At 71.5% G+C, this 24,075-nt stretch carries 14 protein-coding genes; 8 read left to right on the top strand and 6 right to left on the bottom strand.

Going from position 1 to position 24,075, the window contains the following annotated elements; translation table 11 throughout:
• Positions 1 to 59: 59 nt before the first annotated feature.
• Positions 60 to 1,034, bottom strand: coding sequence for an AraC family transcriptional regulator (locus KU887_RS22900; protein ID WP_006493043.1), 975 nt, complete (start codon positions 1,032 to 1,034; stop codon positions 60 to 62).
• 41 nt (positions 1,035 to 1,075) lie between these two features.
• Between KU887_RS22900 and KU887_RS22895 the strand changes: the two genes are divergently transcribed.
• Positions 1,076 to 1,825 (top strand): SDR family oxidoreductase, encoded by a 750-nt coding sequence (locus tag KU887_RS22895; protein ID WP_006498803.1) that lies wholly within the window; start codon positions 1,076 to 1,078, stop codon positions 1,823 to 1,825.
• A 72-nt stretch (positions 1,826 to 1,897) separates the two neighbouring features.
• On the opposite strand, the gene KU887_RS22890 is transcribed toward KU887_RS22895, so the two are convergent.
• Positions 1,898 to 3,199, bottom strand: a complete 1,302-nt coding sequence (locus tag KU887_RS22890; protein ID WP_080322414.1) for an aspartate aminotransferase family protein — start codon at positions 3,197 to 3,199, stop codon at positions 1,898 to 1,900.
• Between the two features lie 77 nt (positions 3,200 to 3,276).
• On the opposite strand from KU887_RS22890, the gene KU887_RS22885 reads away from it, so the two are divergent.
• The gene (locus KU887_RS22885) at positions 3,277 to 4,161 is read left to right on the top strand and encodes a LysR family transcriptional regulator (RefSeq protein ID WP_109342754.1); all 885 of its coding nucleotides are present in this window, start codon (positions 3,277 to 3,279) and stop codon (positions 4,159 to 4,161) included.
• A gap of 12 nt (positions 4,162 to 4,173) precedes the next feature.
• On the opposite strand, the gene KU887_RS22880 is transcribed toward KU887_RS22885, so the two are convergent.
• Genes KU887_RS22880 through KU887_RS22865 form a run of 4 tightly spaced genes read right to left on the bottom strand, consistent with a single transcriptional unit; the run spans position 4,174 to position 8,325 of the window.
• Positions 4,174 to 5,607 carry an isochorismate synthase gene (locus KU887_RS22880; protein WP_125331629.1) on the bottom strand — a complete coding sequence of 478 codons (1,434 nt, stop codon included), beginning with the start codon at positions 5,605 to 5,607 and terminating at the stop codon, positions 4,174 to 4,176.
• On the bottom strand, positions 5,604 to 5,909 hold the full coding sequence (locus tag KU887_RS22875; protein ID WP_006484772.1) for an isochorismate lyase: 306 nt from the start codon (positions 5,907 to 5,909) through the stop codon (positions 5,604 to 5,606). Before KU887_RS22875 ends, KU887_RS22880 begins: the two co-directional genes overlap by 4 nt.
• Complete coding sequence (locus KU887_RS22870; RefSeq protein WP_062884913.1) at positions 5,906 to 6,679, bottom strand: thioesterase II family protein; 774 nt, start codon at positions 6,677 to 6,679, stop codon at positions 5,906 to 5,908. Before KU887_RS22870 ends, KU887_RS22875 begins: the two co-directional genes overlap by 4 nt.
• The gene (locus KU887_RS22865) at positions 6,676 to 8,325 is read right to left on the bottom strand and encodes a (2,3-dihydroxybenzoyl)adenylate synthase (RefSeq protein ID WP_048985049.1); all 1,650 of its coding nucleotides are present in this window, start codon (positions 8,323 to 8,325) and stop codon (positions 6,676 to 6,678) included. The genes KU887_RS22870 and KU887_RS22865 overlap by 4 nt, the downstream gene beginning before the upstream one ends.
• Positions 8,326 to 8,542: 217 nt before the next feature.
• Between KU887_RS22865 and KU887_RS22860 the strand changes: the two genes are divergently transcribed.
• The 6 genes from KU887_RS22860 (at position 8,543) to KU887_RS22835 (ending at position 24,003) form a co-directional block, all read left to right on the top strand.
• Complete coding sequence (locus KU887_RS22860; protein ID WP_046338026.1) at positions 8,543 to 9,484, top strand: helix-turn-helix transcriptional regulator; 942 nt, start codon at positions 8,543 to 8,545, stop codon at positions 9,482 to 9,484.
• A gap of 123 nt (positions 9,485 to 9,607) precedes the next feature.
• The gene (locus KU887_RS22855) at positions 9,608 to 13,981 is read left to right on the top strand and encodes an amino acid adenylation domain-containing protein (protein ID WP_258258267.1); all 4,374 of its coding nucleotides are present in this window, start codon (positions 9,608 to 9,610) and stop codon (positions 13,979 to 13,981) included.
• A complete protein-coding gene (locus KU887_RS22850) occupies positions 13,978 to 19,473 on the top strand; it encodes a non-ribosomal peptide synthetase (RefSeq protein WP_258258265.1) in 5,496 nt (1,831 codons plus the stop codon). The genes KU887_RS22855 and KU887_RS22850 overlap by 4 nt, the downstream gene beginning before the upstream one ends.
• Positions 19,470 to 20,522, top strand: coding sequence for a Gfo/Idh/MocA family oxidoreductase (locus tag KU887_RS22845; RefSeq protein WP_006493253.1), 1,053 nt, complete (start codon positions 19,470 to 19,472; stop codon positions 20,520 to 20,522). Before KU887_RS22850 ends, KU887_RS22845 begins: the two co-directional genes overlap by 4 nt.
• On the top strand, positions 20,519 to 22,240 hold the full coding sequence (locus KU887_RS22840) for an ABC transporter ATP-binding protein (protein WP_124633263.1): 1,722 nt from the start codon (positions 20,519 to 20,521) through the stop codon (positions 22,238 to 22,240). The genes KU887_RS22845 and KU887_RS22840 overlap by 4 nt, the downstream gene beginning before the upstream one ends.
• A complete protein-coding gene (locus KU887_RS22835) occupies positions 22,240 to 24,003 on the top strand; it encodes an ABC transporter ATP-binding protein (RefSeq protein ID WP_258258443.1) in 1,764 nt (587 codons plus the stop codon). The genes KU887_RS22840 and KU887_RS22835 overlap by 1 nt, the downstream gene beginning before the upstream one ends.
• Positions 24,004 to 24,075: the final 72 nt, after the last annotated feature.

Below are 24,075 nucleotides of genomic sequence, written 5' to 3'. Positions count from 1 at the left end.
GTCATCGCGTGACGGGATGGATCCGCAGCCGGCGAGGCGACGGGGGCGGGCGGTGCGGTTCATGGTTCGATCGCTATCTGTTCGTCGCGCGCGTATTGCGCGGGCGGCCGGCCGACATGCCGCGTGAACGCGACGCTGAAGGTGCTCGCGGAGCGGTAGCCGACGCGCGCCGCGATTTCCGCGATGCGGCCTTCGTTGCGGCGGAGCAGATCCTTCGCGAGCGCCATGCGCCACGTCAGCAGGTACTCCATTGGCGCGACGCCGACCGCGCGGCTGAAGCGCTCGAAGAACGTCGAGCGCGACAACGCGGCCTCCTTCGCGAGCTCGACGATCGTCCACGGGTGCGCGGGGCGTTCGTGCATCCGGCGGAGCGCGGCCGCGAGGCGGCTGTCGGCGAGCCCGCGCACGAGGCCGGGCGATGCGTGGGTGCCGGTCGTGAACCGCAGCGCCTCGATCAGCAGCACTTCCAGCAGGCGCGCGAGCACGATCTCGCGGGCCGGCCGCTGTGCGTGCGACTCGTCGCGCACCAGTTGCACGAGCGTGGTCAGCCGCGGCTCGCCGCGTACGTGCACGAAGCGGGGCAGCAACGACACCAGCAGCGATGCATCGGGCGAACCGAAACTGCAGTTGCCGACCATCATCCGCGTATCGATCGGGTTGGTCGGGTCGCCGATCCGGTACTCGCCAGGGGCGAGCGGGACGGGCGGCGCGGTTTCGACGCCCGGCGCCGGCGCGTCGAGGCTCGACAGCGCCACGCCGTAGGCCGCCGGAATCAGCACGAAATCGCCGGGCAGCAGCTCGATCGGCGCGTGCCCGTCGATCGCGATCCGGCACCCGCCGTCGAGGACCGCACAGTAGAACGGCTCGCCCGCGACCACGCGATTGATCGCCCACGGGCTCGCGCCGCGCACGTACTTGGCGTGCCGCGCGCCGGGTTGCAGCAGCGTCACGACTTCGGTCAGCGGGTCGCTCATTGCCGGACTCTCGCAAAAGAAAAGCGGATTTTCGATTGTAGCGAATACGGTTCCGGCCATCTATCGTACGGACACATGCTCAACACACCCTAGGAGTTTGCATGAAGACCGTATTGATTACCGGCTGTTCTTCCGGCTTCGGCCTCGAAATCGCGCGCCATTTCCTGGCCCGCGACTGGCGGGTCGTCGCGACGATGCGCAAGCCGGGCGACGACGTGCTGCCGCCGTCGGAGCGCTTGCGCGTGCTGCCGCTCGACGTGACGAACGCGGACAGCATTCGCACCGCGATCGAGGCCGCCGGCCCGATCGACGTGCTTGTCAACAACGCGGGCTTTGGTGCGGCCGCCCCGGCCGAGCTCACGCCGCTCGACACGGTGCGCGCGCTGTTCGACACCAACACGATCGGCACGATCGCGGTGACGCAGGCGGTGCTGCCGCAGTTTCGCGCGCGCGGCGCCGGCGTGGTCGTGAACGTCACGTCGAGCGTCACGCTGAAGGCATTGCCGCTCGTCAGCGCGTACCGCGCGAGCAAGGCGGCGGTGAATGCGTTCACCGAATCGATGGCGGTCGAACTCGAGCCGTTCGGCGTGCGCGCGCATCTGGTGCTGCCGGGCCGCGCGCCCGACACGCGTTTCGCGGACAACGCGCGGGCCAACATGCACGGCTTCGACCACGAAGCGTATGCGGAATTCGTCGGCCAGGCCGTCGCGCGGATGCTCGATGCATCGGGGCCGATCACCCATGCGCAGGATGTTGCCGAAGCCGTGTGGCGCGCGGCGACCGATCCGTCGAGCCCGCTGCGGCTGCCGGCCGGCGCCGACGCCGAAGCATGGGCGGCGCAAGCGGCGTGATCGATCGGGAGTCCGTCGCACCGGCCGGTTGAGCCGGCGCGACGGCGCGCGTGAGTTGGGGTGCGGCGGACGTTACAGCGCGCGCGTGATCGCCTGCTCCAGCAGCGACAGCCCGAGGTCGATCTCTTCGTCGCTGACGGTCAGCGGCGGCGCGATCCGGAACACGCCGCCCATGCCGGGCAACTGCACGATGTTCATGCTGAGCCCGAGGTTCATGCACTCGCGCGTGATCTTCGCGCCGAGCCCGTCCGCCGGCTCCCTGGTGTGGCGATCCTTGACGATCTCGACGCCGAGCAGCAGCCCGCGCCCGCGTACGTCGCCGATGCAGTCGAAGCGCTCCATCAGGTCGAGCAGGCCGCGCCGCAGCCGCTCGCCCATCGTGTTGGCGCGCGCGACGAGACCGTCGCGCTGCACGACGTCGAGCACGCGCAGGCCGACCGCCGCCGGCAGCGGGTCGGACACGTGCGTCGTGTAGAACAGGTAACCGAGCGCGTGCGCGCGCTCCTCGATGGCCGCGGACGTGACCATCGCCGCGAGCGGCAGCCCGGCGCCGAGCGTCTTCGACAGCGTCAGGATGTCGGGCGTCACGCCGTCGCGCTGGCACGCGAACATCGTGCCGGTGCGGCCGACGCCCGTCTGCGCCTCGTCGAGGATCAGCAGCATCCCGCGTTCCTCGCACTTGCGCTTGAGCGCGGCCATATAGCCTTCCGGCAATTCGATGATTCCGCCCGAACTGAGGATCGGCTCCGCGATGAACGCGGCGAGGTTGCCGCTCGACTGGCGGTCGATCAGTTCGAACGCGTAGTCGAGTTCGGCGAGCGGATCGTACGCACCGTTGCGCTCGAAGCGCGGCCGGTACGCGAACGGCGCCGGAATCGCGAACGAGCCGACCGACGCGGGGCCGACGCCCTTGCGGCCGGCGCTGTACGTGGCCGACGCGGCGGCGCCCGTCATCCCGTGCCACGACTGCGCGAAGCCGACGATCTCGTACTTGCCGGTGACGAGCTTCGCCATCCGGATCGCCGCCTCGTTCGATTCCGCGCCGGTGCTGAGCAGCAGCGCGCGGTCGAGGCCGGCGGGCGTGAGGTCGGCGAGGCGCGTCGCGAGATCGACGACCGGCCGCGACAGCATCCCGCTGAACAGATGGTCGAGCTTGCCCGCGTATTCTCCGATGACGGAGACGATCTCCGGATGGCTGTGGCCGAGCACCGCGCTCATCTGGCCCGACGTGAAATCGAGGATCGCGCGGCCATCGGCGTCGTAGACGAAGCTGCCTTTCGCGCGCTCGATGATCACCGGTTCGAACGTGCCGCCGTAGCGGACCAGGTGCTGCCTGGCGTTGCGCCAGAAGGTTGCATCGTCGTTCAGGGACATCGGGCGGCTCCGGCAAAAGGGCAGGGATCGCTTGCAGTCTAGGCGCGGGTCTGGTTTGATGGAAACGAATAGTCCTAATGCAAGGTAGAAAAGGAGCTAATACCTTGGTGCTTTCGCTCGACATCGACCTGCTGCGCTCGTTCATCGTGATCGCCGAGGTGCGCTCGCTGAGCCGCGCGGCCGCGCGCGTCGGCCGCACGCAATCCGCGCTCAGCCAGCAGATGAAGCGGCTCGAGGAAGCGGTCGACCAGCCGTTGTTCCAGCGCACCGGCCGTGGCGTCGTGCTGACGCATCCGGGCGAGCGGCTGCTCGTGCACGCGCAGCGCATCCTGCGGCTGCACGACGAGGCGATGGCCGACCTGTGCGGCACGGGGCTGTCGGGGACGATCCGGTTCGGGTGCCCCGATGATTACGCCGAAGTGTGGCTGCCGTCGCTGCTGCGGCAGTTTTCGAGCCAGCATCCGCAGGCGATCGTCGAAGTCGTCTGCGGGCCGACGCCGCGGCTCGTCGAACACCTGGAGAAGCGCGCGGTCGATCTGGCGATGATTTCCGTGCCGGACGACGGCGCGACCGACGACGTCATTCGCCGCGAGCCGCTGGTCTGGATCGGTTATCCGGGGCTCGAACCCGCGCATTTCGATCCGTTGCCGCTCGCGCTGTCCGATCGCGACACGCTCGATCACCTCGCGGCCTGCGACGCGTTGAATCGCGCCGGCCGCGACTACCGCGTCGCGTATGCGAGCAGCAGTCTCGCCGGGCTGATCGCGCTGGTGCGCTCGGGGCAGGCGTTCGCGGTGATGACGCAGACGGCCGTGCCGGCCGACCTCGCGATCGTCCACGGCGATCCGCGCTTGCCACCGTTGCCGGCGGTGGGCATTACGCTGAGGTTCGACCGGAAGCGGCCGTCGCATCTGACGGCAGCATTCGCCGAGCATATCCGGCAAACGCTGCCGTTGCTTTGATCGTCGACGCGATCAGTCGACCATCGACGAAGCCGACGCCTGCGTGCGGCCCGGACGCTCCGCCGCCGCCTCGCGCACGCGGATCGTCGCCCGCATGCCGGACAGCTTCAGTTCGGTTTCCTGATATTCGCTGACCGGCTCGGAATCGGCGACGATGCCGCAGCCCGCGAACAGCCGGCACGCGCCGCCCGCGATCAACGCCGAACGCAGCGCGACGATGAAATCGCCGTTGCCGTGCGCGTCGATCCAGCCGATCGGCGCCGCATACCAGCCGCGATCGAAGCCTTCGTGCGCACGGATATGGTCGAGCGCCGGCGCGCGCGGATGGCCGGCGACCGCCGGCGTCGGGTGCAGCGCCGCGACGACCTGCAACAGCGTCGCCTCCGCATTCAGCGTCGCGCGAATCGGCGTGCTCAGGTGCTGAAGCTTCGGCAACCGGTGCAGCGACGGTTGATCGGGCACGTCGAGCTCACGCGACAGCGGCGCGAGCGCGGCACGGATGGCGTCGACGACGAGCGCATGCTCGAGCCGTTCCTTCGCGGACGCCATGAGCGCGGCGCCGAGTGCGCGATCGTCGTCGGGCGTGGCGCCGCGCCGGATCGTACCGGCCAGCGCATGCGTGCGCACGTCGCCGGCCGCGACACGCGCGAGCCGTTCCGGCGTCGCGCCGACGAAGCACGCCCCGTCGCGACGGACCGCGAACAGGTGCGCATGCGCGTCGCGCCGTCGCAACCGGCGCAGCAGCGGCGCGATCGCGACGGGCCGTGCGTACTGTTCGAGCACGTCGCGGGCGAGCACGACCTTGCCGAACGCGCCGTCGTGGATCGCATCCACCGCACGGCGGACTTCGTGCTGCCATTCGCTGGCCTGCAGCGCCTGCGTGTGCAGCAGTTGCGGCGCGTCGTCTTCCGCGGCCGGCGCAAGCGCGCCGAGCGACTCGATCCGCGCGAGGCACGCATGCGCGAGCGCGGCCGGATCGTCGTGAGCGGCGACGACCTGCTGGCAGACGGCCCAGTGCGCATCGCCTTCGCGCACGATCAGCAGCTTCGCCAGCATCATGCTCGCATCGGGAAACGATGCCCAGTGCGCGCTGCGCGGGCCTTGCGCATCGAACCGGAAGCCGCCGACCAGCCGCGGCGGCTGCGGGCCCGCCGTGACCGCGTCGCGCACGAGGGCGCGCCAGCGCGCATCGATCTGCGCGAAGCGCGTGTCGCCGGTGGCGCTCAGTTCGGCCGCGCAGTCCCAGCCGTAGAGCGTGACGGACGCATCGCCGGCTTCGTGGAAGCACCATGGCGTCGCGCCGTCGTCCCACGCGGCGATCAGGTCGAAGAAGTCGAGCGGGCGCAGCGGCACCGAGACCGACGCGAGCGTCGGCGTGCCGGTGGCGGCGGCGCGGCGGGCCGCACGCGCGAACGTGTCGTGCAGCAGCGGAAGGCCGGCGTTCATGCGAGCCCCCGCTGTTGTCGCCAGTATTGCGTTTGCTGCGCGATGTACCACGCGATGAGCTGGGCGAACAGCGTCTCGACGTAGTCGGCGTCGAGGCCGGCCTGCTCGGCCCAGCGGCGCCGGTCGGGCAGCATCGCGGCCACCCGTTCCGGCGCGGCGATGCTCGCTTCGTCCGGCTTGAAGCGCGACGCGGCTTTCACGTACTGCATGCGCCGGCCGAGCGCGTCGATGATGTCGGCGTCCAGACGATCGATGGCTTCGCGAATGTCGGGAAGCCCCGTGCAGGCGTCCGGTGTTTTCATGTGTACTCCTTTCCGTAACGAAGGGATTGGTCGATCCGTTCGACCAGATGTGCGATCACCGCCGGGTATTGGTGTCGCAGGTAGAAGTGGTCGCCGTTGAACGTCTCGACGCGGATCGGCCGCGCCGCGACGTCCTGCCACGCATGCGCCTCGTCGCTGTCGAGCTCGGTATCGGCGAGCGGCAGCATCACGCCGAGCGGCGCATCGATGCGCGGCGGCCGCTCGCGCCGATACGTTTCGATCGCGCGGTAGTCGTGGCGGATCATCGGCAGGTAGATTGAGCGCATTTCCGGATCGGCGAGCAGCGCGGCGTGCTCGCCGGACAGCCGGGCGACGTCGCCGACGAGCGCGTCGTCGGATTGCAGGTGCAGATCCGACGGGCGCTGGCGATGCGGCGGCGGCAGTGCGGACACCGCCACGTAAAGCGGCGCGGCGCCGCGCGCCTCGAGCCGTACCGCGACCTCGTACGCGAGCGCCGCGCCGAGGCTGTGCCCGAACAGCACGAGCGGCGCGTGCGCATAGCGTTGCAGCGCGTCGGCGGCGGGGCCGGCGAGCGCTTCGATCGAGGGCAGGCACGGCTCGCCGAAGCGTTCCTCGCGGCCCGGATACTGCAGCGCGAGCAGATCGACGTCCCACGGCAGCGCACGGCTCCAGCCGCGAAAGAAATTCGCGGTGCCGCCCGCGTGCGGGAAGCAGACGAGCTGCGCACGCGGGCACGGCGACAGCCGTAACTCGCGAATCCAGTTCGAATCGGTCGGGTGCGCGCTCATGCGGCCGCCTGCAACTGGCGGCGCAACAGGTCGCGCAGCGATTTCTTGCTGGTCTTGCCGATGCCGGTTTCGGGAAAGCGCGGCATGAATTCGATGCGGTCGGGGATCTTGAAGGCCGCGAGCCCGCAGTCGCGCAGGTAGCGTTTCAGCACGAGTCGGGACGGGGCAGGCGCGCGCGCGACGACGAACGCGCAGGTCCGCTCGCCGAGCATCGGATCGGGCATCGCGACGACCGCCGCGTCGTGCACCTGCGGATGCGCGAGCAGCAGGTTTTCCACTTCCTCGGCCGAGACTTTCTCGCCGCCTCGGTTGATCTGGTCCTTGTCGCGGCCTTCGACGACCAGGTCGCCGTCCGCGGTGCGCCGCACGCGGTCGCCGCTGCGATAGAAGCCATCGGCCGTGAATGCCGTCGCGTCGTGCGCCGCGAGCCGGTAGTAGCCGCGGATCGTGTACGGGCCGCGTACCTGCAGTTCGCCGATCTCGCCGGGCGCGACCGGCGCGCCGGTTGCGTCGACGATGCGCACTTCGTCGCCGTCCGAGACCGGGCGGCCCTGCGTGTGCGCGATCCGTTCGGGCGCGTCGTCGAGCCGCGTGCAGCAGATGAGCCCTTCGGCCATGCCGAACACCTGCTGCAACCGGCAGCCGAGCACGGGCGTCACGCGTTCGGCCGCGTGGTCCATCAGCCGCGCGCCGCCGACCTGCAGCACGCGCAGGCTCGACAGGTCGGCCTGCCGTTGCGGCTGCTCGTCGAGCCACAGCAGCGCGAGCGGCGGCACGAGCGCGGTATGCGTGACACGTTCCTGCGCAATCAGCGCGAAGCTCTGGTCGGGCTCGGGCCGCGCGGTCGTCACCACCCGGCCGCCCGCGAGCAATGCGCCGATCGTGCCGGGGCAGCACAGCGTGAAGTTGTGCGCCATCGGCAGCGCGGCCAGATAGACGGTGTCGGCATCGAACCCGCTCGCGGCGCTGCATGCGCGCACGTTGTACAGGTATTCGCGATGGCGGCGCGGAATCAGCTTCGGCGTGCCGGTCGTGCCGCCTGACAACTGGAAGCACGCGATATCGTCGGCGCGCGCCGCGCAGTCGAGCACGGGCGCCGCGTCGTACAGCGCGGCGAACGACGTGAATGCGTGGTCGTCGCCGGCCATCACGATGTGCTCGAGCGTCGGGCACTCGGCCTGCAAGGCGGCCGCGAGCGGCCGGCAGTCGAAATCGCCGAGCTGCGACGCGCCGAGATAAGCGCGCGCGCCGGCGAAGCGGCAGAACGCGCCGATCTCGTAGTGACGGTGCGCGGGCAGCGCGAGCACCGGCCGCACGCCGAGCTGGAACAGCGCGAAGCACGTCTCGATGAAACGCGCGCCGTTCGGCAACTGGACGACGACCGCGTCGCCGCGTACCAGGCCGAGGCGCGCGAGGCCGCCCGCGAGGCGGCGAATGCGCGCGAGCAGATCGCGATAGCACAGCCGCAGCGCGCCGTCGACGACGGCGAGCGCGTCGGGATGGCGCTGCGCGCAGGCATCGAGCGCGTCGAAGAACGTCGTGTCCTGCCAGTAGCCGGCGTCGCGGTAGCGGCGCGCGAAGTCGTCGGGCCAGTCGGGCGCGTCGGCCGGCACGGCCGCCGCCAGGGAGGAAGGGGAGGATTGCATGCGCTGACCTTGGGTTCCGGCAAGTTGTCAGAAAATGTAAATGAGAGGTATTATCATTTGTAACAGGTGCTGCGATAGCGCCGTTTCTTTCGATATCGCGGCAATTTCGTTCGATCGGGCGCTGGTCGCGCGGCACCCGCCCGGTCCGGCCGGACAATCGGCCGGTTGCCGCCGGCGCGCGCCGGTCCGCGCGTGCCGCCTAACCAACGGACCTCCGATGAGATCGACCTCCTTCGCTTCGTCACGACGTCACCCGCCGGTGCTCGTGCCCGGCAATCATCCGGGTGTGGTGCACATCGACACGGGCATGAAACTCATGAGCGGCACGCTGTGCTCGGATAGCCGCGACTGGTACGAGGAGCCGCTCGAAAAAGGGCTGAAGCTCGTCCTCGTGCAGAGCGGGCAGTTGCGCTGCCGCGTGCCGGGCCAGCCCGAGCAATGCATCAAGGGGCCGGGCCTGTGCGTGATCGCCAACGACGGCGAATTCACGACCCACCAGATCTACGACCGCGACGTGCCGCTGCGCTACACGATCGTGCAACTCGGCCTCGATGCGCTCGACCGCAACCTGAGCCTGCTGCCGGAGAAGATGCTCGCGCCGACGGGCGGCGATCCGCGCATCGTCAGTTGCCCGGCGTCGAAGGCGCTGCAGGCGCTCGCCGTGCAGATCGCCACCTGCCCGTTCGAGGGCGCGGTGCGCGAGTACTACCTGAAGGCGAAGGCGTTCGAGCTGACCGCGCTGAGCGCGCAGTTGCTGGCCACGCAGCGGCAGTCCGCGCCGGCCGACGTGCGGGTCACGTCGTCGGATGTCGAGCGCGTGTATGCGGCGAGCGACATCCTGACGCGCGAGCTCCAGCACCCGCCGACGCTCGACGCGCTCGCGGGCCGCGTCGGGATGAATTCGCGCAAGCTGACGGCCGGCTTCCGCAAGGTGTTCGGCACGAGCGTGTACGCGTATCTGCAGGAATACCGGCTGCGGACCGCGCACGCGATGCTGTGCGCGGAGGATGCGAACGTGTCGACCGTCGCGTACCGCGTCGGCTACAGCCCCGCGCATTTTTCGATCGCGTTCCGCAAGCGCTACGGCATTTCGCCGAGCGATATTCGCGTGTCGCCCAACGCAATGGATCACGAGGAATTGACGGGCGCGGCGATCTAAAACAACTGACCGGCCGCCTAAAGGAATCGACCGGGCTCATGGGTGTTAATGAGATAGATTCTCATTCACAGGTGGCCGCCGCCGCGCGGACCCGCCGTCGAACGACCCATACAAGGCGTGCCCATGAGCCAGACCGTTGTCGATTCCACTACCGACCATTCCGATCCTTCCTGTTGTTCTCCCACTGACTGTCGCGCGCAGCTCGTTGCGCTGATCGCCGAGCTGCTCGACGAAGCCGTCGACGAGATCGCGTCGCTCGACGATGACGAGGACCTGCTGAGCTGCGGCCTCGATTCGATCCGGTTGATGTATCTGCAGACGCGCTTGAACCGGCTCGGTCATGCGCTGACGTTCGACGCGCTCGCGCGTAAGCCGACGCTCGGCGCGTGGACCGCGTTGCTCGCGACTGCGCCGCGTATCGCGCGCGCGGAAGCCGTCGTCGCGGCCGAAGCCGTCGACGTGCACGCGCCGTTCGAGTTGTCCGCGGTGCAGCAGGCGTACTGGCTCGGCCGCGGCGACGGCGAGGTGCTCGGCAACGTGAGTTGCCACGCGTTTCTCGAATTCCGCAGCCGCGCGATCGATCCGGTTCGGCTGGACACCGCGTGCCGGCGCGTGCGCGAGCGTCATCCGATGCTGCGCGCGCGCTTCGACGGCGGCCGCCAGCAGATCGTCGCGGCGCCGGACGCGCCGGTGTTCGCGCACGCGGACTGGCGCGACCGGACGGCGGCCGAAGCGGAAGCCGAATGGGCGTCGCTGCGCGCATTCCGCTCGCACGAATGTCTCGACGTCGAGCACGCGCAAGTGTTCATGATGGGGCTCGCGCAGATGCCCGGCGGCGAGGATCGCGTGTGGCTGAGCGTCGACCTGCTCGCGGCCGACGTGGACAGCGTGCGGCTGCTGATGCAGGAGATCGGCGTCGCCTATGCCGAGCCGTCGGCGCTGCCGGCTGCGCCGTCGACGTGGTTCCCGGCCTGGCTCGCGCGTCGCGCGGCCGATGCGCGCGATGCGCGGGCCGCGGCGCGCGACGCATGGCAGGCGCGGCTCGCGACGCTGCCGGAAGGGCCGGCGCTGCCGCTCGCCCGTGCGCCGGAAACGATCCGTGCGCCGCGTTTCAGCCGCGTCGCGCATACGCTGAGCACGGACGAGTTGACGCGCCTGCAGGCGCGGGCCGCGCAGCATGGCGTCACGTTGTCGTCGGTGTTCGGTGCGGCATTCGCGGCGGTGCTCGCGCGCTGGAGCGGCCGGCAGGCGTTCCTGCTCAACGTGCCGCTGTTCGACCGGCACGGCGATGCGCCCGATCTGGGCCGCGTGATCGCCGATTTCACGACGCTGTTGCTCGTCGAATGCGACGTGCACGCCGATGCGAGCGCGGCCGACACGGTGCGCGCGTTCCAGCAGCGGCTGCACGGTGCGATCGCGCAGGCCGCGTATCCGGCGCTCGACGTGCTGCGCGATGCGCGTCGGCAGGGCACGCCGCGCGCGGCGCCGGTCGTGTTCTCGTGCAATCTCGGCGACGAGCCGTTCGTGCCCGCTGCGTTCGCGCAGGTGTTCGGCGATCTGCACGACATGATTTCGCAGACGCCGCAGGTATGGCTCGATCATCAGCTCTATCGCGTGCCGGGCGGCGCGCTGCTTGCGTGGGACAGCGTCGACGGCCTGTTCCCGGACGGGATGATCGACGCGATGTTCGGCGCGTATGTCGCGTTCGTGCAGGCGCTGTGCGATCGCGACTGGCGGCTGCCGATCGCGGTCGAGTTGCCGTCCGCGCAGCGGCGCGTGCGCGATGCGCTCAACGCGTTGCCGGCCCCCGGCCGTGCGCGCACGCTGCATCACGATTTCTTCGCGCTGGCCGCACGCGAGCCGGCCGCCGTCGCCGTGCGATGCGGCGATCGCGCGGTGACGCGCGGCGAACTGGCCGCGCAGGCGCTCGCGATCGCGGGCGGGTTGCGCGCGGCCGGGATCGGGCACGGCGATGCCGTCGAGATCAGCCTGCCGCGCGGGCCCGAGCAGGTCGCGGCCGTATTCGGCGTGCTGGCGGCCGGCGCGTGCTACGTGCCGCTCGACATCGCGCAGCCGGTCGCGCGCAAGGCGCTGATCGAGCGCGCGGCGGGCGTGAAGGCCGCGATCGTCGACACCGCCTGCGCGGACGGGCCGCTGCCGCATGTCGGCATCGCCGCGCTGCTGCGGCATGTGCCGCTGGCCGCGCCGCTCGAGGTCGCGCCGCGGGCGACGGCTTACGTGATCTACACGTCCGGTTCGACGGGCGTGCCGAAGGGCGTCGAGATGACGCACGCGGCGGCCGTCAACACGATCGATGCGATCGATGCGCTGCTCGGCGTGCGCGCGCACGACCGGCTGCTGGCGGTGTCGGCGCTCGATTTCGATCTGTCGGTGTACGACCTGTTCGGCGCGCTGGGCGCCGGTGCGCAGCTCGTGCTGCCGACGCAGGACGAAGCGCGCGATGCGGCACGCTGGATCGAACTGATCGCGCAGCACCGCGTGACGCTGTGGAACTCGGCGCCCGCGCTGCTGGAAATGGCGCTGGCCGTGCCGGCGGCGCGCGACGCGTGCCGCAGCGTGCGCGCGGCGCTGCTGTCCGGCGACTGGATCGCGCTCGACCTGCCGGCGCGCCTGCGCGAGCGCTGCGGCGACGCCTGTGCGTTCCACGCGCTCGGCGGCGCGACCGAGGCCGGCATCTGGTCGAACGTGCAGACGGTGCGCGACGTGCCGCCGCACTGGCGTTCGATTCCGTACGGCCGGCCGTTGCCGGGGCAGGCGTATCGCGTCGTCGATGGCGACGGTCGCGATGTGCCCGATTACGTGCCGGGCGAATTGCTGATCGGTGGCGACAGTCTCGCGCGCGGCTACCGGAACGATCCCGAGCTGACCGCGCAGCGTTTCGTGCAGCACGCGTCGGGCCGCTGGTATCGCACCGGCGACCGCGGCCGCTACTGGCCGGACGGGACGCTCGAATTCCTCGGCCGCGAGGATCGACAGGTGAAGGTGCGCGGGCACCGGATCGAACTCGGCGAGATCGAGGCGGCGCTCGCCGCGCATCCATTGATCGACGGTGCATGTGCGAGCGTCGTCCACGGCGAGGCCGCGCGCATCGTCGCGGCGTTCGTGCCGGCCGACTGCGCGGCGGCGGACACCGCGCCATCGTTGCTCGCGGCAGTCGACATGGTCGACACGATGCCGGCGGAAACGGCCGTCGCGCACGCCGTCGCCGCCCGGCTGCTCGACGGCGACGCGGGGCTGCCGCCGCCGCTGCTCGCGCACTGGCGCGCAAAGGGCGCCGCATCGATCCCGATCGACGACGCGCTCGACCGGCTCGCCTGGCAGGCAACCGATCTCGACGCTCTGACGGCCGCGCTGCGCGCGCTCGCCGCCGATCCGGAGACCGCCGCGCAACGCGTGCCGCTGGACCCGTGCGTGGCGCCGCTCGCGTTCGCGACGCGCTTGCCGGACGGCGTTCGTGCGCTGCGCGAGTTCGCCGCCGCGCTGGACGCGCAGGCCGCGGCGCACACGGGTGCGCTGCGCGTCGCGGTGCTCGATGTGCGCGCGGGCCAGGCGCTCGATGCGGGGCTCGGCGTGCTCGACGATCCGCGCTTCGACGTCACGCTGTTCGACGTGTCGCCGGGCCTGCTGCACAACGCGCAGGCACGCTTCACGCGAACGCTGCCCGCATTGCAGACGATGCAGGACGGCTTGCTGCCCGCACGTCATCTCGGCGCATTCGATTGCGTGATCAGTTTCGCGGCCGCGCACCTGCGCGACGATCCGCGCGACACGTTCCGGATCGCGGCCGCGCTGCTCGCGCGGGACGGCCGCCTGCTGCTCGCCGACGTGCTGCGCGATTCGCCGCTGCGTGAACTCGTCGCGAGCGTCGCGGGCGATACGTCGCCGCCGCGGCCGTTCCCCGACGACGCGCTCGCGGCGGCCGCCCACGCGTGCGGCTTTGCGCTCGATGCGCGCAGCTGGCGCTCGACGGCGTTCGCCTGCCTCGACGCGCGCCGGGTCGGCGAGCCGATCGCGCAGGCGGCGCTGGCCGACTGGTTGCGCGATCGCTTGCCCGACGCGATGCGTCCCGATGCGCTGTGGTGCGTGCCGCGCTGGCCGCTCAACGCGAACGGCAAGATCGATCGCCGGACAGTCGGGGAGGCGCTCGCGCGCGCACTCGGCGACGCGCCGGCCGCGCACGACGCATTCGTGCCGGCCGGCGAGCGGCACGCGATATTGCTCGCCTGCTGGGAACAGGCGCTCGGCCGCGCGGCGAACGCGCGCGACGCGACGTTCTTCGCGCTCGGCGGCGACAGCCTGCTCGCGACGCGCCTGCTCGCGCAACTGCGCGAGCGGCTCGGCGTGCGGATCGGGATGGCCGCGTTCTACCGGCAGCCGACGCTCGCCGGTCTCGCGGCGCAGCTCGACGAACTGACGCCGGCGGCGCCGGCCGACGGCGACGCAGCGGTCGCGACGATCGAGGAGGGCGTGCTGTGAGTTTCGACGACGTGCTCGACCTCTGCCGCGAACGGCGGATCGAACTGTGGTGCGACGACGGCGGCCAGTTGCGCTATCGCGCGCCGGCCGGCGCGCTCGATGCGGATCTCGCCGCGCGCATCAAGGCCGAACGCGATGCGTTCGTCCGCTTCCTTCAGAACGGCGCATGGCGCGACGATCCGGCGCACCGGCACGAACGGTTCGCGCTGACGCCGGTGCAGGCCGCGTATGTGCTCGGTCGCCACGAATCGTTCGAGTTCGGCGGCAGCGCATGCCACCTGTACGTCGAATACGACGAACCGCAGGATCTCGACTGCGTGCGCTTCGAAGCCGCGTGGAATGCGTGCGTCGCGCGCCATCCGATGCTGCGCGCGATCGTCGAGGACAACGCATGGCAACGCGTGCTGCCCGACGTGCCGTGGCAGCCGCTCACCGTGCACGACCTGCGCGAGGCCGACGCGAACGCCTTCGACGCGCACCTGAGCCGCGTGCGCGAGCGCCTCGACCATGCGGTGCATGCGCTCGACCGCTGGCCGGTGCTGCAGCCGGAAGTGAGCCTCGGCCAGGAGGCGGCGGTGCTGCACCTGTCCGTGGATTTCACGCTGATCGACTACGCGAGCCTGCAATTGCTGCTCGCCGAATGGCGGCGCCGTTACGACGATCCGCAATGGCAGCCCGCGCCGCTCGATGCGACGTTTCGCGACTATGTGCTGCATGAAGCGCAGGCCGACACGCGTGCGGACCATGCGCGCGACAAGGCATGGTGGCTCGCTCGACTCGACGAGTTGCCCGCGCGTCCCGATCTGCCGGTCGTGCCCGCGAGGCGCACCGACGGGCGGCCGCGCTTCACGCATCGGCATGCGCGGCTCGATCGCGCGCAATGGGCCGCGCTGAGCGGCCAGGCGAGCCGTTTCGGGCTGAGCGCGGCGAGCGTCGCGCTGGCCGCGTTCGCCGAGGTCGTCGGCCGCTGGAGCCAGACGCCGGCGTTCTGCCTGAACCTGACGGTGCTGAACCGTCCGCCCGTGCATCCGCGCATCGATGCGGTGCTCGGCGATTTCACCGCGCTGAGCCTGCTCGCCGTCGACGCGACGCACGGGCGCGATTTCGTCGAGCGTGCCCGCACGATCGGCGCGCGGATGTTCGACGATCTCGACCATCGCGCGTTCACCGGCGTCGACGTGATGCGCGAACTCGCACGGCGGCGCGGCAAGGATGCGGCGCTGATGCCGGTGGTGTTCACGAGCGGGATCGGCAGTGTCGAGCGCCTGCTCGGCGAGCACGCGGGGCACGCAGGGCACGCGGCGCGCGCCGCGCCGCCGCGCACCATGATCAGCCAGACGCCGCAGGTGTGGCTCGACTGCCAGGTGACCGACCAGTTCGGCGGGCTGGAAATCGGCTGGGACGTGCGCGACGACCTGTTTCCGGACGGCATGCCGGCCGCGATGTTCGACGCGTATGTCGCGCTGCTGGGTCGTCTGGCCGACGATGCCGCATGGTGGTCGCGTGAGGGTGACATCGTGCTGCCGTCCGCGGCGCCCGTCGCCGACGTGCATCCGGATGCCGATACGCATATCGCGGCCGGTTTCGCCGCGCAGGCGCTGCGCACGCCCGATGCGCCGGTCGTGATCGATGCGCGGGGGCCGCGCACGTACCGCGAGGTCGCGCAACAGGCGGCGGCGCTGCGTACCGCGCTCGAACAGGCGGGCGTCGGCGTGGGCGATACCGTCGCGGTACTGATGCCGAAGTGCGCGCACCAGCTCGCGGCCGTGCTCGCGATCGTCCAGGCGGGCGCCGCGTACGTGCCGGTCGACAGCCGCCAGCCGGCGCTGCGGCAGCAGGCCATTCTGCGCAATGCACGGGTACGCGCGGTCGTCAGCGTGCAGGCGCTCGCATTCGACCATGACGGTTGCGTGCGCATCGATATCGATGCGGTGCCGATCGATCCGCAATGGCCGCCGCGCGCCGCATGCGACATCGCTCCCGATGCATTGGCTTACGTGATCTATACGTCGGGCTCCACCGGCGAGCCGAAGGGCGTGATGCTGAGCCACGCGGCGGTGTGCAACACGCTCGCCGACATCAGCGCGCGGCATGCGGTCGGCGCGGGCGACGTGGTGCTGGGCCTGGCCGAACTGAGCTTCGACCTGTCCGTCTACGATTTTTTCGGTGCGACCGCGCGCGGCGCGTGCATCGTGCTGCCCGATCCGGCGCGCGGCAACGATCCGTCGCACTGGGCCGAACTGATGGCGCGCCATCGCGTGACGCTGTGGAATTCGGTGCCCGCACAGGGGCAGATGCTGATCGACTACCTCGAAGGCGAACCGGCGCTCGACGTGCCGGGCCCGCGCCGCGTGCTGTGGTCGGGCGACTGGATTCCGGTGACGCTGCCGGCCCGCTGGTGGCGTCGCTGGCCCGACAGCGCGCTGTTCAGCCTCGGCGGCGCGACCGAAGCGTCGATCTGGTCGATCGAACATCCGATCCGTCCGGAAGATACGCAGCTCGCGAGCATTCCGTACGGCCGCGCGCTGACCGGGCAGACGATGGAAGTGCTCGACGCACTCGGCCGGCCGTGCCCGCCGGGCGTGCGCGGCGAGATCCATATCGGCGGCGTCGGGCTTGCGACGGGCTACGCGAACGATCCCGTGCGGACGGACGAGCGTTTCATTCGTCATCCGGACGGGCGCAGGCTTTATCGCACCGGCGATCTCGGGCGCGTGCGCGCCGACGGCTCGCTCGAATTCCTCGGGCGGCAGGACGATCAGGTGAAGATTCGCGGCTACCGGATCGAGCTCGCCGAGATCGATGCGGCGCTGACCGCGCATCCGCTCGTCGGCGCGGCGGCCACGATCGTGCTCGGCGAGGGCGCGGAGCGCCGGCTTGCGAGCTTCGTGTCGCTGCAGGGCGCGGAAGCGCCCCCGCCGGCGCAGGACGACGCGCTGCACGAGATCGCGACGCACGTGCGCACGGCGTTCGACGCCGCGCGCTGGCCCGCGCAGGCGGACGTGTCGCGTTCGGTCGCGCAGCTCGACGCAGCGTGCGTGGCGTCGCTCGCCGCGTGGATCGTGCCGGCCGGCGGCTTGACGACCGACGGCGTGACCGGTTTCGCGACGCTGTGCGAGCGGCTGCGCGTGCCGGCGGCGCGACGACATCTGCTGCGCCACTGGCTCGCGATGCTGGTCACACATGGCGTGCTGGACGCGGACGCGGACGACGGCTGGCGCAGGCGGCCCGACGTCAGCATCGTCGACGCGCGTGCATGCTGGGACGCATTCGCGCAACACGCATCGCCCGCGCTGTGGCCGGCCGTCCTCGTCGATTACTTCCGCGCCAGCGCCGGATGCCTCGACGCGCAGATCGACGGCCGCGTATCGCCGGCCGGCCTGATGTTCCCGGAAGGGGCTTCGCATATCGCCGAAGCGATGTACAGCGACGGCGAACACGCCCGCGCGCTGCATCGCGGGATGGCGCAGGCCGTGCACGCCGTCGTCGCACGCGAACCGCGGCGCGCGTGGCGCATCCTCGAAATCGGCGCGGGCACGGCCGCCGCGACGCGGGCGATCGTCGAGGCGCTCGCGCCGCTGGTGGAAGCCGGGACGCGCATCGATTACCTGTTCAGCGACGTGTCGAGCTACTTCCTCGCGGCCGCGCGCGAGCGTTTCGCTGCGTATCCGTGGATGCGCTTCGTGCGTTTCGACATGAATGCGGCGTGCGACGCGCAGGGCATTGCGCCGCATTCGGTCGACATGACGATCAGCTCCGGCGCGCTGAACAATGCGCGCGACACGGTCGCGCTGATTGCCGGCTTGCGCGCACTGTCGGCGCCCGACGCGTGGTGGGTGATCCAGGAACTGACGGCCGAGCATCCGGAAATCAGCATCAGCCAGGGGCTGATGATGGAGACGCCGGACGATGCGCGGGCCGCATCGGCGCGGTTGTTCGTGCCGCATGCGCAGTGGCTCGACTGGCTGCAGGCGGAAGCGGGCGATCGCGCGCTCGGGTGCGTCGCGCCCGACACGCCGCTCGCCGCGCTCGGCTACGACATCCTGCTCGCCCACGTGAAGCGCGGCGCGGCGCGCATCGCGCCGGATACGCTGCTGGCGTTCGTGGCCGAGCGTGTGCCGGGCTACATGGTGCCGTCGCAACTGCGCGTGCTCGAACGTTTGCCGGTGACCGCGAACGGCAAGATCGACCGCCGTACGCTGGCCGGCATCGCCGATATCCGCGAGCCGGCGCCGGCCGTGGTGCGAGCGGTGCCCGCACCGGCAGCCGATCCGTTGCTGGCGCGGCTGATCGGCTTGTGGGAGACCGTGCTCGATACGCGCAACGTCTCGCCGGATCAGGACTTCTTCGCCGCGGGCGGCGATTCGCTGCTGATCGCGCAACTCGTGTCGCGGCTGCGCGGCGAGGAACCGCTCGCGCACGCGCATCCGTTCGACCGGCTGTTGCGCTGGGTGCTCGCGCAGCCGACGCCCGCCGCGTTCGCGCAATGCCTGCGCGACGCGGGCGAACAGCCGGCGAGCGCGACGCCGACGGCCGCGCCCGCCGCGTCGCGCACGGCGCATGGGTCGGCGGTCGTCCATGCGCCGGCGCCGCGCGTGCGCACCGGCGTGCGGCCGATTCCGCTCGCGCCCGGCGACGGCGTGCCGCGCGTGATCGTGCACGAAGGGCTCGGCACCGTGCATGCGTATCGTCCGGTGCTTCCCGCGCTGGCGCGGCTCGGCCCGGTGCTCGGCTTCGCGGTGCGCGACGCGCAGGACTATCTCGACCTGCCGGCGCGTCACCTGAACGCGACGCTGGGCCGGCGTTACGCGGATGCGCTGTGGCGCAGCGGCGTGCGCGAGGTCGACGTGCTCGGCTATTGCTCGGGCGGGCTGGTCGCGCTCGAAATGGCGAAGTCGCTGGTGCAGTTGGGCGTCACGGTGCGCACGCTCGACATCGTGTCGAGCTACCGGATTCCGTACCTGATCGAGGATGAACGGCTCGTGCTGTTCAACTTCGCGGCGACGCTCGGGCTGCCGCTCGACGCACTCGGGTTTCCGGAAACGTACGTGCTGGCCGACGCGCTCGCCGACGCATTGAAGGCCGACCCCACGCGGCTCGCGCCGGGCAGCCTGCAGGCGCAGCTCGAGATCTTCGGCGATCGCTGCGAGCCGCTCGACGTGCTGCGCGGCCGCGTGTTGCGCGCGGCGGCCGGCCTGTCGATGCAGGACGCGGTCGCGCATCCGCTGCTCGACGAGCGCGAGCGGCTCTACCGGCTCTTCATGCATTCGGTGCAGGCGTGCCACTGGGCCGGCGATGCGCCGTATGCGGGCGCGCTGCGGCTGTTCGTGCCGGAGCGCTGCAATCCGCTGATTCCGCAGCAGCGCGCGGCGCTCACGGACTACTGGACGGCGCAGGCGCTCGGCGGCATCACGGCCGTCGATATCCCCGGCGGTCATTTCGACTGCCTGAACGCCGCGTTCGTCGACACCCGCCTGAAGGAGGCACGATGAAGGTCCATCCGCTGCCGGTCGTCGTGGCCGGCTCCCGTTTCGGTCAGTTCTATGCGGCGGGCCTCGCGGCGTCCGGTTCGTATCACGTCGCCGGCATCCTCGGCCAGGGCAGCGCGCGCACGGCCGCATTGGCCGCGCGCGTCGGGGCGCCGGTGTTCGACCGCGTCGACGCGTTGCCGGACGACGTGCGCATCGCGTGCGTCGCCGTCGGCGGCGCGGCCCGCGGCGCGGAGGGCGCCGCGCTGGCCTGCCGGCTGCTCGAACGCGGGATCGACGTCGTGATCGAGCATCCGCTGCTGCCCGACGAATGGGCCGGCGTGCTGCGTACCGCGTCGCGCCAGGGCCGCCGTTGCCTGCTCAACAGCTTCTATCCGAACCTGCCGGTCGTCGCGCGCTTCATCGCGGTCGCGCGGCGGCTGCGCGAGACGAGCGCGCCGGTGCATGCGGACGTGGTGTGCTCGGTGCAGGCGAGCTACGCGGCGCTCGACGTGCTCGCGGCCGCGTTGCAGGGCGTCGGGCCGTGGTCGGTCGAACCGATCGGGCCGGCGTTGTCGTCGATGCGCGAATGCGCGATGGTGCTCGCCGAAACGCCGGTGTCGCTGCGCGTGCACAACGAGATGGCGGCGGCCGACGACGGCCGGATGAGCATGCTGTTCGGCATCACGCTGACGACCGACGCCGGCACGTGGACGCTCGCGTCGCCGCACGGCCCGCTGTGGTGGGCGCCCGCGCTGCGCGAGCCGGCGCAGGACGAGGACGGCCTGTTCCCGATCTTCGGCGAGCCGGCCGGCGACGACCTGCCGAGCATCCAGATCTGCGACGACGCGCAGGACACGTGGGGCGAGATTCATGCGCGCAGCTGGCCGCAGGCGGCCGTGCGTGCCGTCGATCGCCTCGTGTCCGGCGAAGGGCTGCACGCGTGCAACCAGCGCAGCATCGACGTGGCGCGCGTGTGGCAGCAGTTGACCGCGCAACTCGGTTTTCCGGCGCAGCCGCCGGGCGATGCGCGCGCCGCGACGCTCGGCATGCTGCTGGAGCGTGCTGCATGAAGGGGCCGTTGCTTTCGATGTTGCGACCGTTCGCGGTGCCGCTCGTCGCGGCGGTGGCGTTGCAGGCGCTGGCCGGCATCGCGTCGCTCGTGCCGTGGCTCGCGCTCGCGCATCTCGCCGACGCATGGCGCGCGAGCGCGCAGCTCGACACGGCGGCGCGCGGCTGGCTCGTCGCGGCCGTGGCGGCCGGTGCGTTCTGGCTGGCCGGCCAGACGGTCGCGCTGCACCTGACGCACCGCGTCGACGCCGATCTCGGCGATCGCCTGCGCAAGCGCCTCGCCGATCATCTGCAGCGTTTGCCGCTCGGCTGGTTCGCGCGCGCGGGCAGCGACCGCGTCGCGCGCCACGTCGACCAGGACGTGCGCGCGCTGCACCAGCTCGTCGCGCATGCGCCGGCCGATCTCACGCAGCTCGTGGTCGTGCCGTGCGCGGCGCTCGCGTGCCTGCTTTACCTGAATCCCGCGCTGCTCGCGTTCGCGCTCGTGCCGCTCGTCGCCGGCGCGGCGCTGTTCCGCTGGATGCGCTCGGCACGTTTCGCGCCGGCCTTCGCCGCACGCAACGCGGCGCTCGAACGGTTGATGGGCGACTACGCGCAGCTCGCGCAGAACCCGGCGCTGGTGCGGCAGTATCCGGGCGCCGGCATCGAGGCGGCCGCGCTCGCGTCGAGCGGGCAGTTCTCGCGGGCGTTCTCGGCGTGGGTCGGCCGCATCGGCGGCCTCGGCGCGTGCACGCAGGTGCTGCTCGGCACGCCGTTGCTGCTCGCGTGGGTCGTGTTCGGCGCGACGTGGCTGACGGCCGGGCAGTTGCCGGTCGGCACGCTGTGCGCGTTCGCGCTGCTGATCTGGGCGGTCGCGGCGCCGGTGCGTGCGCTCGGTCATGGCGCCGATGCGCTGCGCGACGCGCGCGCGGCCGCCGCGCGGCTCGATGCGTTGCTTGCGCAGCCCGGCCTGCAGGAACCCGCCGACGGCGCGGCACAGGCGCCGCGCGATGCGTCGATCGAACTGCGCGGCGTGCAGGTGGACATCGACGGCGAGCCGATCCTGCGCGACATCGACGCGACGCTCGCGGCCGGCACGACCACCGCGATCGTCGGGCCGTCCGGCGCGGGCAAGAGCACGCTACTGATGCTGCTCGCGCGCTTCATGGACCCGGATCGCGGCACGGTGCGGCTCGGCGGCGCCGATCTGCGATTGGTCAGTTCGCAGACGCGCCGCGAACAGATTGCGATGGTGTTCCAGCAGGCGAGCGCGCTCGACGTGTCGATTGCCGCGAACATCGCGCTTTATCGACCCGACGCCGATCGCGACGCGATTCGCGCCGCCGCGCGCGCGGCGTGTCTCGACGCACGCATCGACGCATTGCCGGGCGGTTACGACTGCGTATGCGGGCGCGACGTGCGCCTGTCCGGCGGCGAACTGCAGCGGCTGTCGATCGCGCGTGCGCTGCTGTCGCGTGCGCCGTTGCTGCTGCTCGACGAACCGGCGTCGGCGCTCGATCCGCAAACCGGGCGCGCGTTGCGCAACGCGCTGCGCACCGACACGCGTACCCGTGTGATCGTCAGCCACGATCTCGACGCGATCCGGCACGCGGACCAGATTCTCGTGATGGAACGCGGCCGCCTCGTCGAACGCGGCACGCATGCGGCGCTGCTGGCCGCGGGTGGGCTGTATGCGCGGCTCTGGCGCGAACGCGGCGCCGCAGGCGGGGAGGCCGCATGATGACGAAATCGCTCAAACGTTTGCAGTGCCTGCCGCGCGACACGCGCCGCGCGCTGTGGCGCGGGCTGGGCTGGGCGGTGGCCGCCGCGTTGCTCGACGGCGCGTGCGGGCTGCTGCTCGTGCCGTTGATCCGCGCATGGTTCGCCGGCGCGCATACGGCCGCGCTGCACTGGACGATCGTGCTCGGCGCGCTGACGCTGGGTCATGCGCTCGTGCTGTACGTCGCGCAACGCGGCGGCTATCGCGCGGGCGGCGCGCTGGCCGTGGGCCTCGTCGAACGCCTCGTGCAACACCTGCCGCGCATCGCGTCGTGGCAGACCGTGCGCGACAGTCATCCGGCCGGGTTGCTGCGCGGGCCGGTGATGCAGGCGATGGGGATTCCCGCGCACCTGCTCGGGCCGTTGATCGGCGCGGTCGTCACGCCGCTCGCGGTGGTCGCGGGCCTTGCATGGATCGACTGGCGCATCGCGCTGTGCCTCGCGGCGGCGGCCGTGCTGCTGTTCGCGCTGCTGCAGCGCGGCGGCGCCCGCACGCTCGGGTTCGAACAGGCGCGCGCCGCGGGCGATCGCGAGATGGCCGTGCAGCTTCAGACCTTCGCCGCGCATCAGGGGCTGCTGCGCTTCGCGGGCCAGGACGGCGAAGCACGCGCGGCGTTGCAGCGCGCGTGCGACGAACAGCATCGCCGCACGCGGGCGCTGATGCGGCGCTCGCTGCCGCTCGAGCTCGGATTCGCGGCCGCGGTGCAGGGCGTGTTCGTCGCGATGCTGATCGGCGGCGCGTGGGCCGTCGCGGCCGGCCGACTCGACGCGGCGACGGCCGTCGCGGTGCTCGTGCTGCTCGTGCGCTTCATCGAGCCGCTCGCGCAACTCACGCAGCTCGATCAGGCGCTGCGCGGCGGCTGGCGCGCGCTCGACACGGTGCTCGCGGTGCTGCACGCGCCGCGCTTCGACAGCCCCGAGCGCGGCACGCCGGTACACGACGCGAGCGTCGACGCGCTGCGCGTCGGCTATCGGTCGGCCGGCGGCGCGACGCTGCTCGACGGGATCGACCTGCATTGCCCGGCGGGCGGCTTCGTCGCGATCGTCGGCCCCACGGGCGCGGGCAAGAGCACGCTGCTCGGCCTGCTCGCGCGGCTCGACGATCCGTGCGCCGGGCGCGTGCTGCTCGGCCGCGCCGACGTGCGGCACCTGAGCGAGGCGACGCTCGCCGCGACGCGCAACCTCGTGTTCCAGGACAACGGGCTGTTTCGCGGCAGCCTCGCGTGGAACGTGCGGATGGGGCGACCGGACGCGACCGATGCCGAGCTGCGCGCCGCGCTGGACGCGGTCGGCCTGCTGCGCGACGCCGAGCGCCTGCCGGACGGTCTCGACACCGACGTGGGGCCGGGCGGGCAGGTGCTGTCGGGCGGGCAGCGCCAGCGGGCGTGCCTGGCGCGTGCGCTGCTCGCGCGGGCGCCGGTGCTGATGTTCGACGAGCCGACCGCGAGCCTCGACGAACTGAGCGCGCGGCGCGTGCGCGACAGTCTCGTCGCGCTGCGCGGGCAGCGCACGCGCATCGTCGTCACGCACCAGCCGGCGCTGGCGGCGGCCGCCGACACGATCGTCGTGCTCGACGCGGGCCGCGTGCGGGCGACCGGCACGCACGCGCAACTGATCGAGACCGATGCGTGGTACGCGGCGTTCGCCCGCGCCGGACGGCCACCCGACGGGGCGCCGCCCGCCGGCGCGGACGCGGAATTCCGCCCGGCCGAATCCGAACAGTGACGTGAACAATACGGGCCGCCGTGCCCGGAATCGATAGGAAAAGCCCCTCGATCGAAAAATCGCCTGCCGGTT

It is taken from the genome of Burkholderia sp. EMB26 (genome assembly GCF_024730645.1).
In the GTDB taxonomy this organism is placed as follows: Bacteria; Pseudomonadota; Gammaproteobacteria; order Burkholderiales; family Burkholderiaceae; genus Burkholderia; species Burkholderia cenocepacia.
The sequence above is the reverse complement of the archived record's forward strand: the minus strand, read 5'-3'. Positions and strand labels throughout refer to the sequence as shown.

Coding starts and splice junctions, on each gene's coding strand:
- KU887_RS22900 (WP_006493043.1), bottom strand. CDS start 1,034: ATGGCCGGAACCGTATTCGCTACAATCGAAAATCCGCTTTTCTTTTGC.
- KU887_RS22895 (WP_006498803.1), top strand. CDS start 1,076: ATGAAGACCGTATTGATTACCGGCTGTTCTTCCGGCTTCGGCCTCGAA.
- KU887_RS22890 (WP_080322414.1), bottom strand. CDS start 3,199: ATGTCCCTGAACGACGATGCAACCTTCTGGCGCAACGCCAGGCAGCAC.
- KU887_RS22885 (WP_109342754.1), top strand. CDS start 3,277: ATGCAAGGTAGAAAAGGAGCTAATACCTTGGTGCTTTCGCTCGACATC.
- KU887_RS22880 (WP_125331629.1), bottom strand. CDS start 5,607: ATGAACGCCGGCCTTCCGCTGCTGCACGACACGTTCGCGCGTGCGGCC.
- KU887_RS22875 (WP_006484772.1), bottom strand. CDS start 5,909: ATGAAAACACCGGACGCCTGCACGGGGCTTCCCGACATTCGCGAAGCC.
- KU887_RS22870 (WP_062884913.1), bottom strand. CDS start 6,679: ATGAGCGCGCACCCGACCGATTCGAACTGGATTCGCGAGTTACGGCTG.
- KU887_RS22865 (WP_048985049.1), bottom strand. CDS start 8,325: ATGCAATCCTCCCCTTCCTCCCTGGCGGCGGCCGTGCCGGCCGACGCG.
- KU887_RS22860 (WP_046338026.1), top strand. CDS start 8,543: ATGAGATCGACCTCCTTCGCTTCGTCACGACGTCACCCGCCGGTGCTC.
- KU887_RS22855 (WP_258258267.1), top strand. CDS start 9,608: ATGAGCCAGACCGTTGTCGATTCCACTACCGACCATTCCGATCCTTCC.
- KU887_RS22845 (WP_006493253.1), top strand. CDS start 19,470: ATGAAGGTCCATCCGCTGCCGGTCGTCGTGGCCGGCTCCCGTTTCGGT.
- KU887_RS22840 (WP_124633263.1), top strand. CDS start 20,519: ATGAAGGGGCCGTTGCTTTCGATGTTGCGACCGTTCGCGGTGCCGCTC.
- KU887_RS22835 (WP_258258443.1), top strand. CDS start 22,240: ATGACGAAATCGCTCAAACGTTTGCAGTGCCTGCCGCGCGACACGCGC.